The following is a 14,150-nucleotide window of genomic DNA, read 5'->3' on the forward strand; positions in this document are numbered from 1 at the left end:
CCGATCCCACTGGGGGAACCATGCGCACACTCGTTGTCGCCACCGCTCTGGGCCTCGCGTTGTCCGCGACACCCGCCGCGGCGAGCACGACACCGCACCTGCCCAGACCGACCGGGTCACAGCCGGTCGGTGTCACCTCACTGTCGCTTGTGGACACTTCACGGCCGGATCCCTGGGTGCCGTCGGTGCCCTACCGGGAGCTGATGGTCTCCGTCTTCTACCCGGCGACCTCGGCGCACGGGCCGACGAAGCCGTACATGACGCCGCTGGAGTCCGAACGCAACCTCGAACGCGAGGGCATTCCCGGCCTGTCGCTGGACGCCCTGAGCACCGTGCGGACCAACGCCGTCGTCGACGCGCCGGCGGCCGGGCGCCGCCACAGCCTGCCGATGGTCGTGCTGTCACCGGGCTGGACCCAGCCCCGGGCCGTGCTCAGCGGCCTGGCCGAGGACCTGGCGAGCCACGGCTACGTCGTGACCGTCATCGACCACACCTACGAGAACCGCGCCACCACCTTTCCCGACGGCCACGTCACCGGCTGCGCCGCCTGCGACGTCGACGACCAGCCGGGGATCTGGGAAAAGGTGGCGGGGACGCGGTCGGCCGACACGTCGTTCGTGCTGGACGAGCTGATCGGCCCGCACCCGAAGTGGCGTGGCAGCGCGCTGATCGACCCCCAGCGGGTCGGCATGGCCGGGCACTCCGCCGGCGGCGCGAACACCCTGCAGGCGATGCTCGCCGACCCGCGCATCCGGGCCGGGATCGACATCGACGGCTCGACCCACGTCCCGCTGCCCGCGTCCGGGCTGTCCCGCCCGTTCCTGTTCCTGGGCAGCATGGACAACTACACCCCGGGCACGCCGAACCCGTACGACGACTGGGAAACCGACTGGCCGAACCTGACCGGCTGGAAGCGCTGGCTCATGGTGTCGGGCACGGTGCACAGCTCGTTCACCGACCTCGGCGTGCTGGCCGACCAGCTCGGCGTCGACATCGGCGCGTCGATCGAGGGGACCCGCGCGCTGGCGATCATGCGGGCCTACGCCGGGGCGTTCTTCGAGCAGCACCTGCGCTGCCGGCCCCAGCCCCTGCTGGCCGCGCCGTCGCCCGCCTACCCGGAGGTGAGCTTCATCCGCTGACGGGAGCGAGGGCCGGCCCCGGGCCTGGGGGCCGGGGCCGGCCCGTCTCCGTCAGCGGATGGGGTTCGGCGTGATGTCCTGGGCGAACAGGCCGCCGTTCGAACTGCCGACGTGCACGTGGTAACCGCGGCCGCCGACGTTCACCGTGATGTGCGGGCGGGGGTCGGCGCCACCGGCCGCGCCGCCCAGGCCGCCCTGGTGGATGCCGGCCGTCTGCTGCCAGCCGCGGCCTTCCTGCATCTGCTTGAGGAGTTCCTTCGCCCGGCGTGAGCCCTCACCGCGCCCGTTGGCGAGGTTCTCCAGGATGCCGACGAACTTCTTGTCGCTGATCTCGGTGACCGGGACGTTGGCGTTGCCGTGGAACACCGGCTGGCCCGGCCGGTTGTTGGCCAGCACCGGGTTGTTCGCCTTGCCGCCCTTGCACTTCCCGCCCTTGAGGCCGACCGGGTCGAGCCAGCCGGTCGGGTTGCGCACGTAGGCGTGCGGGTTGGTGCCACCGCCCAGCCCGATCGGGTCCGGGCTGATGTAGCGCCCGGTCTCCGGCTCGTAGTACCGGTTCACGTTGTAGTGCAGGCCCGTCTCGGCGTCGAAGTACTGGCCGGGGAACCGCAGCGGGGTCGGCGACACGCTCGCGGTCCCGACCCCCCACAGCGACTGCGTCGAGTGCCAGGCGACCTGCCCGGCCTCGTCCACCAGCTCGGCCGGGCTGCCGACGAGGTCGGCGACGACGGCGTGGAAGCGCTCGTCGAGCGTGCCGTCCGTGCCGTGCCGGCGATCCAGCACGCTGACCGGCACCGGCCGGTCCTGCTCCCAGTCCCACGTCGTGGTCCGGGACGGCACACCCGCGGTCGTGACGATCTCCTCGGCCGGCAGCACGCCGTCCCAGACGAAGACGGTCTCGGCGACCGTCTCGCCGGCCGGGTCGAGCAGGCGCTTGGCGACCCGGCGGCCCAGCGCGTCGTAGGCGTAGCGCCAGACCCGCCCGTCCGGCGTCCGCACCTGGACGAGCCGGTCGTCCCCGTTCCAGCCGAACGTCCAGCCGGCCTCGGTGCCGGGCTGCTGCCGCCAGGTCAGGCGGCCGTGCTCGTCGTACCGGTAGCCCACCTCGCCGGCCCGCCGCAGCAGGGTGCCGGCGTACTCGCGGACGCCGCCCGCGGGGTGCGCGCCCCACTCCGCCGCGGTGACGTTGCCGGCCTGGTCGTAGGCGTAGCGCTCGGCGCCGCCGGGCCGGCGCAGGCCGGTGATCCGGCCCAGCCGGTCGAGGTCGAAGTCGGTGCGCCCGGCGAGCAGGTCGTCGACGCCGGCGAGCACGTCGTCCGCCCGGTGCTCGTAGGCGCGCCGCTGCAGCGGGTGGCCGCCCTCGGCCGTGAGGACCTGTTCGACCAGCCGGTCGTTGGCGTCCCACGCCTGGGACAGCGTCGTCCGGCCGAAGACGCGGCCGATCTCCCGGCCGGCGGCGTCGTAGGCGAACCGGATCGACCGGCCGGCCGTGACCAGCCCGGTCGGCGCGCTCGCCGCGTCGTAGGTCCAGGTGCTTTCGACGCCCGACGCGGTGCGGCGGGCGGTCCGCAGGCCGCTGCGGTCGTAGGCGGACCGGACTTCCCGCCCGTTGCAGGTCTCGGCCACGACCCGGCCGAGCGCGTCGTAGGTCAGGGTGAGGTCGGCGTCGGCGGTCACCGCGCGCACCAGCCGGCCGGCGGCGTCGTAGGCGTAGGTGGTGACGTCGTCGCCGTGCCGCTTGCCGGTCAGCCGGCCCAGCGCGTCCCAGGTGTAGGTGGTGGGTTCGCCGCCCTTGCTGCTCTCGAGCAGCTGCCCGGCCGCGTCCCGGACGTAGGTGACGACCCGGCCGTCGAAGTCCGTCTCCCCGACCACGCGCCCGGCGGCGTCGTAGTCGATCCGCCACTGGGCGCCGCTCGCGTTGGTGACCGAGACGAGGCGCAGTTCGGTGTCGTAGGCGAACCGGGTCCGGCTGCCGTCCGGGGCGATCTCGCACACGGGCAGGTCGAACGGGCCGAAGTCGGTCCGGGTCACCGCGCCCGCGGCGTCGGTCCGCTCGACCGCGTTGATCTCGCCGTCGTAGGTGAAGCGCTCCACGGACCCGTCCGGCGCGACGCGTTTCCACAGCTCGCCCTCGACCGTCCAGGCGAGGTTCGTCGTGTGCCCGGCCGGGTCGGTGATCGACACGACGCGGCCCAGCGGGTCGTAGGCGTAGGCCGTGCGGCCGCCGGCCGGGTCGAGGACCGTCAGCGGCTTGCCGAGCGCGTCGCACTCGACGCCGGTGCGCCGGCCTTCCTCGTCGGTGAACGTCGTGAGCGCGCCGCGCGGGCCGTAGCCGTAGCGGCGGACCCCGCCCGCCGGGTCGGTGGCCGCGACGAGCCGGCCTCCGGTGTCGTAGGCGTACGTCCAGGTCGCGCCGCCGGGTTCGACCGTGGCGGCGGGGCGGCCGCGCCCGTCGTAGCGGACGCCGCGGACGCTCCCGTCCGGCAGGGTTTCCGAGGTGCGCAGGCCCTGTTCGTCGTAGCCGTAGCGGGTGACGCGGCCCAGCGCGTCGGTGTAGGCGAGCAGGCGGTCGTGGCGGTCCCACTCGTAGGCCGTGACGCCGCCGAGCGGGTCGGTCTCGCGGACGAGCTGGAACTCCTCGTTGAGCTCGTAGGTGGTGGTGTGCCCGAGCGAGTCGGTCGCGCGGTTGACGCGGTTTTCCTTGTCGTAGGCGAAGGTGTAGCTGAGGAACCCACGCGGGCCGGTGCCGCGCACGCAGCGGTCGAGCTCGTCGTAGGTGAAGCCATAACCCCAGCCGTTGCGGTCCTGCCAGCCGGTGATGCGGTCGCTTTCGTCGTAGGCGAACCGGTACGGCCGCCCGGAGGAGTTGACGACCTCGACCAGGTGCGCCCGGTCGTCGTAGGTGAAGCGGGCGAGCGTCACGCCGGCCGAGGCGAACTCGGTGACGCGGCCGTCCACGGTGGTGACGGCGATCCGGTGCCCGGCCGAGTGCCGGACCTCGCGCAGCACGCCGTGCTCGTCGCGGTCGAAGTCGATCCGGTTGGCGTCGGCGTCGGAGATCGCGCTCAGCCAGCGGACCGCGCCGCCGGTGGCGAAGTGCAGGGTGCGGCCGCGGTCGGGCTGAGCCAGGAGGTACTCGTCGCCGAGCCGCCGCAGCGGCCACCGCGGGCCCTCCACCGGGGTGACGCCGTCGGCGCCCGGCACCGGGAAGATCAGCAGGGTGCCGTCTTCGGCGGCGAAGTCGACGCGGTCCGCGCCGAACTCCAGGCGCTGGTCGGCGGTCGACGCCCAGGACCGTCCGAAGTGGACACCGCTGCGGTAGCCGGAGAAGTGGCTGCGGTCCAGCACGAGCGCCAGCACGCCGTCGATCTCGACGTCGGTCTGGGCGAGCATCATCCGCCCGGTCGTCATGTCGATCGGGTCACCGCTGCCCGGGCGGCAGTCGATCGGGGTCGAGTTCTCCTTGGGGGCGTTGTTGTCCTTGGACAGCCCGCCGTCCTTCGGCTTGCCGCCGTCGCCCTTCGGTCCGCCGTCCGGGCCCTTGCCGCCGCCGGAGGGTGTGGTGTCGCCGTTGGACGACGGGGTGTCGTCGGGTCCCTTGGACGCCGGGGGCGGGTCCGACTTCGGCGGCGCGTCGGGGCCGCCGCCCTTGGCCCCGGAGGTCGAGGTGCCGTCGCCCTTGTCCCCGGAGGGGCTGGTGGAGTCCCCGCCCTTCGGCGGCGGGTCGGTCTTGGGTGGCGGCGCGTCCGGCCCGCCCTTGCCCTTCGGCCCGTCCAAACCCTTCGGGTTGCCCTTAATATCGATGCTCTTCGGCGGCGGAGACGCCTTACCCGGCTTGATCTTCCGCAACGCCTTCGCCGCATCCGAGAACAGATCACCCGCCCGCTTGAGCAACGGCACCAAGGCCTTCAACGCCGTGACGAGCCGCTTCACCAGGTCCGCGATCTTCGACGCCGTCTTCGCCACGGCGCCGATCACCTGCGGCACCACCCACGTCAGGCCGATTCCCAACGTGAACACGACCTGGAGCGCCCAGCTGATCAGATGCCCGATCAGCTCGGCGATGATGTCGCGCACCAACGCCCGCACCGCGGCAACGACTTCACCGGCGGTCTTCACACCACTGGAAGCGCCTTCACACCCCTTCTGCGCCGTGTTCAGCAACGTCACCGTGTCATCGGCGCGCTGGCGGTAGCTGTCCCCGGCCGGGCCGGTCCAGGACGCGGTGTCGGCCTTGACCATCCCGGTCAGGTCCTCGCCGATGCTCCCCAGCTCCGTCGCGATGTTCTTCCAGGTCTCCGACTGCGCGGCGATTTCGTCGGCGTTGCCCGTGAGCCCGTTGAGGGCTTCCTTGAGCGGGCCGACGTGCTCCATCAGCCAGCCGACACCGGCGGCGAGGATCGCGCCGAAGGGGTCCATGGCCATCGACAACGCGTCGAGCGCGGTACCCACCGCGCCCATCGCGACGGAAGCCCAGTCACCCGACTCGATCGCGGACTTCAGGTCGGCCGCGGACTCCAGCAGCGACACGCCCGAATACGCCTTTGTAGAGTCCTTGGTCTCCGCGACCAGCGGATTCGCCACTACACAACCATCCTTGCGCTTCCAGCGGGGTGCCCGGCTCCGGGTGACCCGAGCACGGTACCGGAAGCCGCCAAGGTGTTCGAGCACGTCCGGGTGAACCGGCGCCGGACGGGCGCGATCATTGCCCGTTCGACCTTTTCGCTGACGTTCCGCACCTGCGCGGGTACCTTCCGGCCGCACCCAACCTCGCGTTGGGGTGCAGTGCCTGCCGCCGCCGAAGGCCGAGACTTCGGCGGCCTGCCGGCTCCGCCCGCGCGACCAAGATCGTCGGCGGATCCCAGCGGTCCGGCGTCGGACGGCGCTACCCGCGCAGCGCCGGGCCGAGCCAGCGGCGGACGAGCGCGCGCAGCTCGTCGTCGGTGAGGGCGGGGGTCGAGGGGTACTGCAGGAACGACAGGAACAGCCGCATCAGGATCTCGGCCAGGCTCTGGAGATCGTCGTCGGACTCGACGCCGGCCGCCGCCCAGTCGACCGGCACGTTGCGGAGGATCCCCGCCCCGGCCGAGAACGCGAGCTGCGAGGTGACGCCGGCGGTGAAGTACTCGCCTTCGCCCGCCTGCAGGAGCAGGCCGAGGTAGGGCTCGTCCGGGACCGTCCGGACGGCGAACACCACCGACTCCACGGCGGCTTCGGCGGCGGTCCCGAACGAGGCCAGGTGCCGCTCCATCCGCCCGGCGAACTCCTCGACGCCGGCCAGGCCCACGGCGCGGAGGATGTCCTTCAGGCCCGGGAAGTACCGGTAGACGGTCTGCCGCGTCACCCCGGCCTCGGCAGCGACGTCGGAGAGGCTGGTCTTGGCGAGCCCGGCCCGGTCGAGGCACGCCGTCGCCGCTTCGACGATCCGGCGGCGTGCCTCGTCTTCGGTGCCGGGCGGGTTGCCCCGCCAGCCGTGGTACCCCATGCGGTCCATCTTCCCCGAGCCGGAAGTCTCAGACGGGAGCAGGTCGGCGGGCGCGGTGGAGCGCGGCCAGCAACAGGCCGGCCGCGGCGAAGCAGCCGAGCGCGTAGAGCCCGCTGCCGATCGGCGTGCCGTCGCGGGTGACGCCGCCGGCCGCGGCGAAGTACGCCGGCAGCGCGCGGATCCAGCACACGGCCAGTCCGCCAAGGTAGACGGCGGGATAGATCCGGACGAAGGCGGACAAGGGCTCGGGCTCCCCCCGGCGCGTGAAGAGGATCCAGGCACCCGCCAGCCAGAGCAGGGCCAGCTCGACACCGAGAACCCAGGCCTGCGCCGGGATGTTCCCGGTGAAGAGGCTCGACGGGAGCCCGCCGATCGCCATCGTCAACGGCGTCAGGACGCCGGCCACCAGCACACGCCACGCCAGCGACCACCCGCGTCGCGGGCCGGTGCCGGCCAGCCGGACGACGAGGTAGGTCAGGCCGCCCATCGAGACCGAGGCGAACAGCAGCATGCTGGTCATCGGCACCGACGCCAGCGCGGGGTGGTTCACGAGGTCGTTGCCCGGGTTCCACGCCCACCACCTCAGCTGCGGGCCGAGCTGGTCGAAGACCTCGTAGAACAGCTGGCACACGAACGCGACGGCCACCGACGCGACCAGCGGGCCGCGGCGCCGGAAGACGCCGAGTGACCGCACGAGCTCGTAGGCGAGCTGGCTGATCACCGGGTAGAACGCGACGATGTAGAGCGGCAGCCGGTCCCCCATGAACTGCACGGTGAACAGGTTGTGGGCGAAGATGAAGCCGTACACCTTGTCGAGGCCGAACCACTCCGGGAAGTACAGCGGCGGCTCCGTCACGAAGAGGTAGACCAGCGAAGCCCACCACAGCGCCAGGTTGACCGGGTCGCCGGCGCGGTACCGGCGCAGCGCGTGCACCAGCGCGAACACGGCGCCGCCGACGATGACCACCTCCAGCAGCGGCATCGTCCAGTCTGCGAGGTCCCAAGGCGCGCGGACCGAGACCACCGGTGAGACGTCGTGGCAGTCGAAGCCGAGGGTGCGGGTGACGGCCTCGGCGTCCGGTCCGCAGCCGTCGCTCACCGGGCGCCGGCCGGTGCCGCGGCCGGCGAGTAGTCCGTGGCCGGCGGCTCGGCCTGGGGGTCGAACCCGAAGGGCACCCGGTGCCGGCCCAGCGCCGCGCGGAGGCGGTAGCGCACGAGCCCCGCGAGCACCCGCGGGTTCCGCAGCATCTCCCCCAGCGACTCGTCGAGGTTGAACACCTTGGCGAAGTGCTCGTCGACCACTTCGTACTCGCGGGCGGCCCCGACGATGAGGCTGAACGCGGGCGCGGACAACGCCGCGACGATGCGCCGCCGCCACTCCGGCGGTTTCTCCGTGCCCACCGCGCACGCGTAGCCCTGGTCCCGCGCCATGGCCAGGGACCACGGCACGCCGAGCAGCTTGCGCTGCGCGGCCAGGAACCTCGTCACGAACCCGGCGTCGAGCGTTCCGGCACGGGAAAGGTGTTCGCGCAGCAGCAAAGCCGAGCCCGCCGCGGAGCTGATGCCCTGTGCGTAGAACGGGTTGAACGCGCAGATCGAGTCCCCGACGAACACCAGCCCCCGCGGCGGGCCGGGCAGCCGGTCGTAGCGGCGCCACTTGTTGCCCGTCGAGCGGGTCAGGTGCACCTCCGAGGTGGGCGCGCACCGGTCCATCGCGGCGGCGAACAACGGCGTCCGCACGCGGCGGGCCGTCTCGACGAAGGCGTCGGTGGTGCGCGGCATCTCGAGTCCCCACGAGCCCATGCACGCGATGACCCGGTCGCCTTCGATCGGGAAGAAGTTGACCAGGAAGTCGTGCTCGGCCGGGTGGTCGCCCTGGTCCGGCGTCGGCATGATCACCAGGTGCTGCCACCACCAGGACGCGGGCCGTTCGGCGGGCAGGTCGTACCAGCGTGAGGTGTAGGTGACCTTGGCGTCGAGCGTCCGCACCTCGACCTCGGGCCAGCCCGCCGCCACCAGCCACGCGCTGACCGAGGAGCCGCGGCCCAGCGCGTCTACGACGAGATCGGCCTGCTCCTCGCCGCCGGAGGTGAGGGTGACCCCGGTGATCGCGCCGTCGCGGGTGGTCAGGCCGCTCACGGTGACGCCTTCGCGGATGACGACGTTCGCCAGGCCGCGCACCTTGTCGCGCAGCACGCGTTCGATGAGGATCCGCGAGCTGTAGATCATCGTCATCGCGCTGCGCTTGCGGGCCGACCAGCCCGCGCCGTCGAGGTAGGCGGCGTCCAGCGACGGCATCAGGTGCAGTCCCCCGGCGGCGACGAGGTCGTCCTCGAAGCCGGGGAACAGCGCCCCGATCGCGCGCCGGCCCGAGTTCAGCAGGAAGTGCGGGTGCTTGCTCTGCGGCACGCCCCGGCGGTGCTCGGCCTCGGCGGGCAGCTCGTCGCGCTCCAGCACCAGCACCTGGTCGAAGTAGGGGGCGAGCGCCCCGGCGCTGCACAGACCGGCGGCGCTGCCACCGAGGACGACGGCCGTCTTGCCGAGCCGCATGCGGATCAACTCCCAGCGTCATTCATACAGATGGACGTCGAATGTATGAATGACGCTGGGCGCCTGTCAAGGGACCGGCGAACCCTCGACGTCGTGGTAGAAGCGCAGCATCGCGTCCGCGAGCCGCTCGGGTGCCGCCATGGCCACGTAATGGCCGACGCCGTCGAACGCCACGGTCGTCACGTCCGTGGCGACCTGCCGCATCGTCGACGGCAAGAACTCACCCGGCCGTCCGCTGACGGTGAGCACCGGGATCTCGAGCTTCTCCTTCGCCAGCTCACGGATCTCGTCGCCTTCGCGGAGCATCGACCGGTAGAGGCCGCTCGCGCCCCGGAACGCGCCGGGCCGCTTGTACGTGCGGGCGAGCTCGTCGATGTCGGCGTCGGTGAACGCGTCCGGCGTGGCGTTGAGCGCGGGAATGGCGTACTCGGCGAGGAATTCCCGCTCGCGCCCGGCCAGCAGCAGCTCGGGGATCCCGGGCGCGACGAGCACGCCGATGTGCCAGGCGCCGCCGTGGGTGACGTCGGCCAGCGCCTCGACGCCGAACCCGGGCAGGCCGGTCTCGATGGCCGCGTAGCTGCGCACCAGTTCGGGACGCGTGGCGGCGAGCCGGAACGTCGTGCCACCACTGACGTCCTGCCCGGTCAGGTGGACGGGACCGAGGCCCAGCGCGACGATCAGAGCGGCCAGGTCGTTCGCGGCGGTGACGCTGTCGTGGTCGTCGCCCGCGACGGCGGAGTCGCCGAAGCCTCGCAGGTCGACGGCGACCACCCGATGGTGCGCGGCGAGCAGCGGGATCAGCTTGTGGAAGACCCACCAGGACTCGGGGAAGCCGTGCACCAGGAGGACGGGCGAACCGGTCGCCCCCGCGGTGACGTAGTGCAGTTCGGTGCCGTTGACGCGCACGCGGTGGTGGTCGACGCCGGGGAGGTCCATGAGACTCCTTCATTGATGGACAAGCTGCTTGTCCAAGCTACAGATAGACAAGGCCCTTGTCCATAATGTCGGCTGTCTATGCTTTGCCCATGGAGCGATCCTCGGGTGCCGAGCTGGCGCTCCTGCTGCTGCGCGGGTTCCGGTCGATGGTGGACGACGTCTCGATCGAGCTGGCCGACCACGGGCACCCGAAGGTCCGCCCCGCCGACGAGTTCGCCCTGCGCGCGGTCGACAACGGTGCCGACACCGCGTCGGAGCTGGCCCGGCACCTGTCGGTCACCAAGCAGGCGGCGGCGCAGCGGATCGCCATCCTCGAGGACCTGGGTTACGTCGAGCGCGAAGCCGACCCGGCCGACGCGCGCCGCAAGCGCCTGCGGGTCACGCCCCGCGGCCACGAGATGATGCGGATCGGCGGCACCCTGCTGGACGAGGTGCGCGACCGCTGGGCGGCCGAGATCGGCCCGGACCGGCTCGCCACCCTCGAAGCGCACCTGACCCGCCTCACCGCGGGGACGACCCCGGTCGTCGACGCGCCCGAGTAGCGCTCGGGCACCGCGTGCGACAGCGCGAAGCGGGTGCGTTCACCATCGCCGCGGAGTCGCGCGGGGCGACCGGCGCCCAGCTGCTCGACCGGCTACGACGAGGAACCGGGCAACTCCGTGTTCTTCGAACGCGGCTTGGACGCGACGGCGATCTGCGGCGATCAGCCCGAAGTGGACGCGATCGTCGACGGCCTCGGCGAGCGCTGGGACCTGCCGGGCCGACCTCGGTGAGCCGACCGCACTCCTGCGCACCTGACGGTCGTGAGTGTTCAGGGCGGTTCTAACCGCCCTGAACACTCACGACGGGCCGGGGTCAGCGCCAGCCGAGCGCCGGGGCCACGTGGGTCAGGATGCTCTCCAGCACGTGGGCGTTGTAGTCGACGCCGAGCTGGTTCGGGATGGTCAGCAGCAGCGTGTCCGCGGCCTGGACGGCTTCGTCCTCCTTCAGCTCGCGGATCAGCTCGTCCGGCTCGGCGGCGTACGAGCGGCCGAAGATCGCGCGGGTGTTCTCGTCGATCATGCCGACCTGGTCGCGGGAATTCCGGTCACGGCCGAAGTAGGCGCGGTCCAGGTCGTTCGTCAGCGCGAAGATGCTCCGGCTGACCGACACCCGCGGCTCCCGCGCGTGGCCGGCCTCCTTCCACGCCTCGCGGTAGACCTCGATCTGCTTGCGCTGCTGGACGTGCAGCGGCTCGCCCGTCTCGTCGTCCTTCAGCGTGGAGCTCTGCAGGTTCATGCCCAGCTTCGCGGCCCAGATGGCCGTCGCGTTCGAGCTCGAACCCCACCAGATGCGCTCGCGCAGGCCTTCGGAGTGCGGCTCGAGCCGCAGCAGGCCCGGCGGGTTGGCGAACATCGGGCGCGGGTTCGGCTTCGCGAACCCTTCGCCTTCGAGCAGCTTGAGGAAGACCTCGACGCGCTCCCGGGCCATGTCGGCTTCGGTCTCGCCCTCGGCCGGGGCGTACCCGAAGTACCGCCAGCCCTCGATCACCTGCTCGGGGGATCCCCGGCTCACGCCGAGCTGGAGCCGGCCGCGCGAGATGAGGTCGGCGGCGCCGGCGTCCTCGACCATGTACAGCGGGTTCTCGTAGCGCATGTCGATCACGCCGGTGCCGATCTCGATCTTCGACGTCCGCGCGCCGATCGCCGAGAGCAGCGGGAACGGGCTGCCCGCCTGCCGCGCGAAGTGGTGCACGCGGAAGTACGCGCCGTCGACGCCCAGTTCCTCGGCCGCGACCGCCAGGTCGATCGACTGGTGCAGGAAGTCGGCGGCGGACCGGGTCTCGGAGTGCGCGCTCGCCGACCAGTGGCCGAACGAGAGGAAACCAATCTTCTTCACGCAGGTCCAAGCGTCCGGGGGCCCGGTTTGATTCCCCCGGGTAACCTGCGTCGCGTGACTCGTGACGCCGAGACCCGCGCCCGGATCGAGGAGCACTGGACGGCCTCCGAGCGTGGAGACGTCGACACCGAGCACGCGATCTACGCCGTCGAAGCGGTCCTGGACTATCCCCAGTCCGGCGAGCGCTTCCGGGGCCGCGCCAAGATCCGGGCGCAACGCGGCGGTCACCCGGCCGAGCGGCACTTCGCCATCGGCCGGATCTCGGGCGGCGGCGACTTCTGGGTGAGCGAGTGCGTGATCACCTACGACGGCGCGGCCACCCATTCGGTGAGCGTCATGGAGTTCGCCGACGGTTTCGTGACGCACGAGACGCAGTACTTCGCCGATCCCTTCCCGGCGTCACCCTCACGGGCCGAGCTGGCCGAGCCCATCCCGGGCCACGGCTGACGAACGGGCCCGGACGTGGGCGCGTTCGCCCTGCGGTCCGAAGAGGACGAGCGTCTCGACGGCCCGGCCGTCGGCCGAGCCGAGCCAGTGCGGCAGCGCCGTGTCGAACTCGGCGGCCTCGCCGGCGGGCAGGACCAGGTCGCGGTCGCCGAGCACCAGCCGCAGCCGGCCGTCGAGGACGTGGACCCACTCGTAGCCGCCGTGCGTCTGCGGTGTCGGCTCGGCGGGTTCGCCGCGAGCCGGGATGAGCATCTTGAACGCCTGCAGTCCCCCGGCCCGGCGGGTCAGCGGCACGAACGTCATGCCGTGGCGGCGGATCGGCCGCAGGTGGATCCGCGGGTCGCCGGTGCGGGGCGCGCCGACCAGGTCGTCCAGCGGGACGCCGTAAGTGCGCGCCAGCGGCAGGAGCAGCTCCAGGGCAGGCCGGCGGCCGCCGCTTTCCAGCCGGGACAACGTGCTCTCCGAGATCCCGGTCGCCGCCGTCAGGTCGGCCAGGGTGAACCCGCGTTGCCGGCGCAGCACCCGCAGCCGCGGGCCGACCGCGTCCAGGACCTCGTCGTCGATGTCGGCCATGACCGCCATCTTGCCGGAACGGCAAGTTTTCGTGCTCCCGGCGGCACTGCCGGGGTGACGGTGGCGGCATGAACGTACGTTTCTGGGACGACCACTACCGGACCCCGCAGGCGGACCGAGTGAACCCGCTGCTCGCCGAGATCGCGGGCCCGCTGCCCACCGGGGACGCGCTCGATCTGGGCTGCGGCGCCGGCGGCGACACGCTCTGGCTGGCCCGCCGAGGGTGGCGGGTGACGGCCGTCGATCTGTCCGGCGTCGCCGTCGAATCCCTGCGGGACCGGGCCGAGGGCCTGTCCGTGACGGCGGTGCGCGTCGACCTGGCCGAGGCGTTCCCCGAAGGCACCTTCGACCTCGTGTCCGCGCAGTACCTGCACACGCCGTTCCCGTTGCCGCGTGAGCAGGTGCTGCGCCGGGCCGCCGAGGCACTGCGGCCCGGCGGACGGCTGCTGGTCGTCGACCACGGGTCCGCCGCGCCGTGGTCGTGGAGCCGCGAGGCGGGCGTCCGGACCACGCTCGACCTCGACCCGGCGCGGTGGGCGGTCGAGCGCGCGGACAATCCCGAGCGCCTGGCGACCGGGCCCGCCGGCGAGACCGCGACCGTCACCGACCACGTGCTGCTCGTCCGGCGGACGCGATGACGCGCGACGCCGGGCCGCCGGCCACCGGAGCCGCGGAAGTCCAGGTGCTGGTGGGTTTTCTCGACTACCTGCGCGCCGCCGTGGCCGCCAAGGCCGAGGGCGTGCCCGAACCGCAGGTCCGCTCCCCCGGCGTCGCGTCGGGCACGAACCTGCTCGGCCTGGTCAAGCACCTCACGCACGTCGAGGCCCACTGGCTGCTCGGCGTCGCCGTCACCGACTGGCCGGCGACCTTCCGGCCGAAGCCGGCCGAGACCGCCGGGGAGATCCTCGCCGCCTACCGCGCGACCACGGCGCGGGCGAACGCGGTGATCGCCGGCTGGGACGACCTCGGTGCGCCGGGGCCACGCCGCGCGTCGCGGCGCTGGACGTTGACCCATCTGGTCGAAGAGACCGGCCGCCACGCCAGGCACGCCGACATCCTGCGCGAGCTCGCCGACGGCACGACCGGCCGCTGAGCCTTGTGGTCCGGACCACACCACCCCTACGGTCGGAAACTCACCGGCA

The 14,150-nt window shown here is 72.4% G+C and carries 13 protein-coding genes; 6 read left to right on the forward strand and 7 right to left on the reverse strand.

From position 1 onward, the window contains the following. The first annotated feature begins 20 nt into the window (after window positions 1–20). A complete protein-coding gene (locus ACLJQZ_RS33895; protein ID WP_410623935.1) occupies window positions 21–1,139 on the forward strand; it encodes an alpha/beta hydrolase family protein in 1,119 nt (372 codons plus the stop codon). A 51-nt stretch (window positions 1,140–1,190) separates the two neighbouring features. Here ACLJQZ_RS33895 and ACLJQZ_RS33900 read toward each other — a convergent pair whose 3' ends face one another. From ACLJQZ_RS33900 to ACLJQZ_RS33920, 5 genes are all read right to left on the reverse strand, one after another. Continuing rightward, complete coding sequence (locus ACLJQZ_RS33900) at window positions 1,191–5,723, reverse strand: RHS repeat-associated core domain-containing protein (protein WP_410623937.1); 4,533 nt, start codon at window positions 5,721–5,723, stop codon at window positions 1,191–1,193. 301 nt (window positions 5,724–6,024) lie between these two features. Beyond that, window positions 6,025–6,624, reverse strand: coding sequence for a TetR/AcrR family transcriptional regulator (locus ACLJQZ_RS33905; RefSeq protein WP_410623939.1), 600 nt, complete (start codon window positions 6,622–6,624; stop codon window positions 6,025–6,027). A 28-nt stretch (window positions 6,625–6,652) separates the two neighbouring features. Next, a complete protein-coding gene (locus tag ACLJQZ_RS33910; RefSeq protein ID WP_410623941.1) occupies window positions 6,653–7,723 on the reverse strand; it encodes a hypothetical protein in 1,071 nt (356 codons plus the stop codon). Continuing rightward, window positions 7,720–9,174: an FAD-dependent oxidoreductase gene (locus ACLJQZ_RS33915; protein WP_410623942.1), complete on the reverse strand. Its 1,455-nt coding sequence runs from the start codon at window positions 9,172–9,174 to the stop codon at window positions 7,720–7,722. Before ACLJQZ_RS33915 ends, ACLJQZ_RS33910 begins: the two co-directional genes overlap by 4 nt. 66 nt (window positions 9,175–9,240) lie before the next feature. Further along, complete coding sequence (locus ACLJQZ_RS33920; RefSeq protein ID WP_410623944.1) at window positions 9,241–10,110, reverse strand: alpha/beta fold hydrolase; 870 nt, start codon at window positions 10,108–10,110, stop codon at window positions 9,241–9,243. Between the two features lie 89 nt (window positions 10,111–10,199). Between ACLJQZ_RS33920 and ACLJQZ_RS33925 the strand changes: the two genes are divergently transcribed. Beyond that, entirely contained in the window at window positions 10,200–10,652 is a 453-nt protein-coding gene (locus ACLJQZ_RS33925) for a MarR family winged helix-turn-helix transcriptional regulator (protein ID WP_410623945.1), read from the forward strand. 33 nt (window positions 10,653–10,685) lie between these two features. Continuing rightward, window positions 10,686–10,883: a hypothetical protein gene (locus tag ACLJQZ_RS33930; protein WP_410623947.1), complete on the forward strand. Its 198-nt coding sequence runs from the start codon at window positions 10,686–10,688 to the stop codon at window positions 10,881–10,883. 82 nt (window positions 10,884–10,965) lie between these two features. Here ACLJQZ_RS33930 and ACLJQZ_RS33935 read toward each other — a convergent pair whose 3' ends face one another. After that, window positions 10,966–11,988, reverse strand: a complete 1,023-nt coding sequence (locus ACLJQZ_RS33935) for an LLM class flavin-dependent oxidoreductase (protein WP_410623949.1) — start codon at window positions 11,986–11,988, stop codon at window positions 10,966–10,968. 54 nt (window positions 11,989–12,042) lie between these two features. On the opposite strand from ACLJQZ_RS33935, the gene ACLJQZ_RS33940 reads away from it, so the two are divergent. Then, the gene (locus ACLJQZ_RS33940) at window positions 12,043–12,435 is read left to right on the forward strand and encodes a nuclear transport factor 2 family protein (protein WP_410623950.1); all 393 of its coding nucleotides are present in this window, start codon (window positions 12,043–12,045) and stop codon (window positions 12,433–12,435) included. Here the strand turns inward: ACLJQZ_RS33940 and ACLJQZ_RS33945 are convergent. Then, complete coding sequence (locus tag ACLJQZ_RS33945) at window positions 12,394–13,008, reverse strand: helix-turn-helix domain-containing protein (protein WP_410623952.1); 615 nt, start codon at window positions 13,006–13,008, stop codon at window positions 12,394–12,396. The genes ACLJQZ_RS33940 and ACLJQZ_RS33945 overlap by 42 nt on opposite strands. Before the next feature lie 68 nt (window positions 13,009–13,076). Between ACLJQZ_RS33945 and ACLJQZ_RS33950 the strand changes: the two genes are divergently transcribed. Continuing rightward, window positions 13,077–13,646 (forward strand): class I SAM-dependent methyltransferase, encoded by a 570-nt coding sequence (locus ACLJQZ_RS33950; protein WP_410623954.1) that lies wholly within the window; start codon window positions 13,077–13,079, stop codon window positions 13,644–13,646. Next, the gene (locus tag ACLJQZ_RS33955) at window positions 13,643–14,101 is read left to right on the forward strand and encodes a DUF664 domain-containing protein (protein WP_410623956.1); all 459 of its coding nucleotides are present in this window, start codon (window positions 13,643–13,645) and stop codon (window positions 14,099–14,101) included. The genes ACLJQZ_RS33950 and ACLJQZ_RS33955 overlap by 4 nt, the downstream gene beginning before the upstream one ends. Window positions 14,102–14,150: the final 49 nt, after the last annotated feature.

The organism is Amycolatopsis sp. cmx-8-4, from assembly GCF_046548675.1.
GTDB lineage: Bacteria > Actinomycetota > Actinomycetes > Mycobacteriales > Pseudonocardiaceae > Amycolatopsis.

Excerpts from the sequence above, each read along its gene's own strand:
- ACLJQZ_RS33915 (WP_410623942.1), bottom strand. The coding sequence starts at position 9,174 with ATGCGGCTCGGCAAGACGGCCGTCGTCCTCGGTGGCAGCGCCGCCGGT.
- ACLJQZ_RS33955 (WP_410623956.1), top strand. The coding sequence starts at position 13,643 with ATGACGCGCGACGCCGGGCCGCCGGCCACCGGAGCCGCGGAAGTCCAG.
- ACLJQZ_RS33905 (WP_410623939.1), bottom strand. The coding sequence starts at position 6,624 with ATGGGGTACCACGGCTGGCGGGGCAACCCGCCCGGCACCGAAGACGAG.
- ACLJQZ_RS33920 (WP_410623944.1), bottom strand. The coding sequence starts at position 10,110 with ATGGACCTCCCCGGCGTCGACCACCACCGCGTGCGCGTCAACGGCACC.
- ACLJQZ_RS33945 (WP_410623952.1), bottom strand. The coding sequence starts at position 13,008 with ATGGCCGACATCGACGACGAGGTCCTGGACGCGGTCGGCCCGCGGCTG.
- ACLJQZ_RS33925 (WP_410623945.1), top strand. The coding sequence starts at position 10,200 with ATGGAGCGATCCTCGGGTGCCGAGCTGGCGCTCCTGCTGCTGCGCGGG.
- ACLJQZ_RS33950 (WP_410623954.1), top strand. The coding sequence starts at position 13,077 with ATGAACGTACGTTTCTGGGACGACCACTACCGGACCCCGCAGGCGGAC.
- ACLJQZ_RS33895 (WP_410623935.1), top strand. The coding sequence starts at position 21 with ATGCGCACACTCGTTGTCGCCACCGCTCTGGGCCTCGCGTTGTCCGCG.